The sequence below is a fragment of the Psychrobacter sp. T6-1 genome, assembly GCF_052258445.1.
The window spans coordinates 1-3,634 of sequence record NZ_JBQQFC010000255.1 but is presented as its reverse complement, the minus strand read 5'-3'; the positions used below and the strand labels follow the sequence as shown (position 1 = coordinate 3,634).

Annotated in this window: 1 protein-coding gene; it reads right to left on the bottom strand. The window is 38.2% G+C overall.

Annotated features, from left to right (window positions below):
* Positions 1 to 153 precede the first annotated feature (153 nt).
* Complete coding sequence (locus ACTXGO_RS11175; protein WP_443543572.1) at positions 154 to 3,342, bottom strand: Eco57I restriction-modification methylase domain-containing protein; 3,189 nt, start codon at positions 3,340 to 3,342, stop codon at positions 154 to 156.
* Positions 3,343 to 3,634 lie beyond the last annotated feature (292 nt).

Sequence of the window (3,634 nt, the reverse complement as noted above, 5' to 3'; positions counted from 1 at the left end):
ATCTGGTACAGGGTAGCGACTAATCGGCGTGCTCGATGTAGACTCCATTGCAGTGTCACTCATAGGTCATCTCCTTTGACGGTGTGTTTGTTTAGTCTAGCTGTATAGAGGAGTAATAAGTAGTCCAAAACTCATCTTTTATAAATAGTTGCATTAACTGGCTTCGATAATAGCAATCTCATCATTGGTTAAGTCATATAGTTTATAGACCATTTGATCTATTTCACTATCGGTGCGTTCAATCTGGGCTATAAGCTGCTGCGCTTTGGTTTGCTCAGCTAAGAAATACTCTTCCCACTCCGCTTCATCGCTCAAGCTCATTTTGACTTTCTTTTTACCTAGCTCTTTGATTAACTCTGCGTACGTTAGCTCATGCCAGTTTTCTAGCTTTTTACTGAGTTTATCTATTTCAAACTTGCGTTGTAAGGTTCGGATGAACTTACCAGTTGAGTCCTGCAACTGCTCGTTTAGCGATAACATTAGATCGGCTTTTTGGACAAAGCTGTCTACAATATTAGGTAGTTTTGGTAATGGAAAGGGGTAAAGATATTTTGTTTTAAATCTAAAATAACCACCACGTAGAACAGTTCCCGTATTGGACAGATAAAACCATAAAAGCTTTGAGTTTAGAACAGAGAGGTAAAACTTGTAAGCAGATGTAGAAGGTTCTTTCAATACAAAAGAGTATATGGTCGTAGAGTGGTACATCTCAGCCTGATCAAAAGTCATGCTTGGGTAGTTAGCTATTTCGGCAGTCATAATTTTAGGCTGATTAAAATCTGTAATACTTTTCGGATAAATATACAAAAACCACCCTTCTTTATCCATTTTACCTTTTTCTCTATTACGTAGTTCTTTCTCATTATTTTTTAAATACTCATAACCTCGGGGATAGTTTGATTTAATAAAATCCTCTGTCATTATGCTATGTGTTCCATCTCCATTGAGAATATAAGGAAAAATAACATAATATTGGTTAGGCAACTGCATATACCTTGAAACGTCCTGTCCTTTTAACATAGGTTTCATAAGACCTACTTCAATCTCAACCTCACAATCTAAAGATTTTGAATAGCCTTTAACTAAACCACCTTCAATATGACCATCAATCAGAAAAATCTTATCTGCGCTAGTTTGTAATCCAACAAAGATTTTTGAAAATACGTCTTTGGCAGTAAGGGGTTGCTGATGTAATTTATCAAAAAGATTAACTTGAGTATTAGAGAGTAAGTTCCACTTATTTTGATTCAAATTGTCGTATGATAAGCTCGTCCAATCAAAAAGCTCTTGTATTCTTTGTGGATTTATAAAGCTAAACAGTATGTCGTCCTTTGGCTTTTTATCAAGCGTTAAAATACAAGTATAGGTAGTCACCTCAAAAACTAAATGTTCCTCAAAATGTAGTAAGCTTGATACAAGTTTATCTTCTGCTAGTAATCTACGAACGCCTTCTCCAAACTCAGAAATTAGGAATTTATGCGGTAATATTAATGAAACTTGTCCAGTTTCTTTAATCAAATCTAAAGAGCGTTCAATAAATAAGACATAAATATCATAATTCCCTATCGCAGACTCAAACTGCTTTTCATAATACTTAACCATTTCAGGATAAGCACTTTGAAGACCTTGAATCCGTAAATAAGGCGGATTACCAATCACCACATCAAAGCCACCTTTGGCGAAGACCTGCGGGAAGGCCGTTTGCCAGTTAAATGCCTTGTCTCCTGCGACATCTACATCATCAATCAATGAATTTCCACATTGAATATTATCATTGAGATTATTCAATTTACGTCTAGGCTGTGCTGTCCGTAACCACAGTGACAGCTTAGCAATCTCGACGCTCTCTTCATTGATATCGACCCCGAACAAGTTGTTTTCCAAAATACTGTTTTCGATATCAGGATAAATAATGCTATCGCCATAGAGCTTGGCATGTAACTCATCGATATAGCTGTGTTCAGCAATCAAAAAATTCAGCGCTTCATTTAAGAATGCGCCACTACCACAAGCGGGATCACATATCGTGATTTGTAGTAGCCAGTCTCGATAAGTCTCAAGCGCCGCAGATTGCAACTTGAGTATTCCCTTAGCTTTTGCCGTGAGTTTATTAGGCTTTACAAAATCCTCATCAACGATAGCCAGCTCGTCTTTTTTGTCTTTGCACAATTTGCCGACCGTGTTTTCGACGATATATTTGGTGATATATTTGGGCGTATAAAACACCCCGTCTTTTTTGCGCTTGGTTTGCGATTTATCGACCGCCTCGCCTGCTAGCTGCGCCTTTACCTCATCGAGTTCTGTAAGTGAGTTCTCAAAGATATGACCTAGAATATTGACATCGACTTCACTAGCAAAGTCATATTCTGACAGCGTTTTGATATGTGAGCCTAGCACCTTATCACTGATAATGACGCTATCTAGCAGCTTGTCGGTACTGAACAGTCCACCGTTATAGGCGAATATCTCGCTATGCTCATCCTTATGACCTTGATCTAAATAACCAAAATAGGCTTTGATTCTATCGTATAAGGGCACAGTCATCTTCAGCGTTTTTAGCTGCTCCCACTCACTGATGATACCTTTAGCAAAGTTGGCGGGTAGCAGATGACTGTCTTCTGCGAAGAAGATAAACAGCAATCGATCGAGCAGCTTTTGCGACTTTTGAAACAATACCAAAGCGTCAATATCAAGGTTGTTGGTGGTTAAATCTGCGAATAGCTCACGTTTGAATACAGAATAATCCTTGTATAACTGCTTAGTAATCGCCTCTTCTTGCGATAGTGAGGCTGATTTAATAGTGGCAGGTAAGTCGCACATGACGCTATCATGATTGAGTAGCAAATACAGCTGCGCAAAATCATCTTGGGTTAAGCCAAATAGATCAAACTCGATGAACTCAACCGCATTATCAATGTACAAACGCAGTTTTTGAAAGTTTGAGGTGATAACATAGCGACATTTGGGTTGATTGTTTTTGTACCCAAAAGCTTGCTGCTCAATCTTACTTAAATCTGTGGTGTTCATACCTTTTAGTTCAATCACGCCAATAGCATGGCCGTCTTTGAGTATCGCGCCATCTGCTTTTTTGCTGCCTGTTTGGTTTTTAAATTCAGTAGTGAGATTATAATTTGGATTGGGATTGAGCGTATAGCCAAAGACATCAACGAATAAATCACGCAAGAACCCTTCTTGATACTGCTCTTCTTTACTCACTCTTATATTGTCTTGCTTTAGCGGGTTTAAAAAGCATTGAGTATAGCGCTGCCACGCCGCCACTAGCTGCTGTTTATCTAATTGATTGACATATCTGGAGACAACAACAGACTGAAATAGAGACATACAAGCGCCTTAGAATAAAAGATAAAGTATTAACAAACGCTTACTATAGCAAGCTCTAGGGTTAGGATAAATAACTTTGCTAACCAAAAGGACTATGGGTGAATAATAAATGTCTGTTATTGATGCATATTCAAAACCCACCCCAAATTTGCTACACTACGCGCGCATTTATACATTCCACAATTGAATAAATGTTATTCATTTTTAAATCACTAATTGCACTAGGTTTACGTCCTAGCCAGCAGGAGACAGTATGAGCACAACTTTAGACAATACAACCTCAAAACAAGCG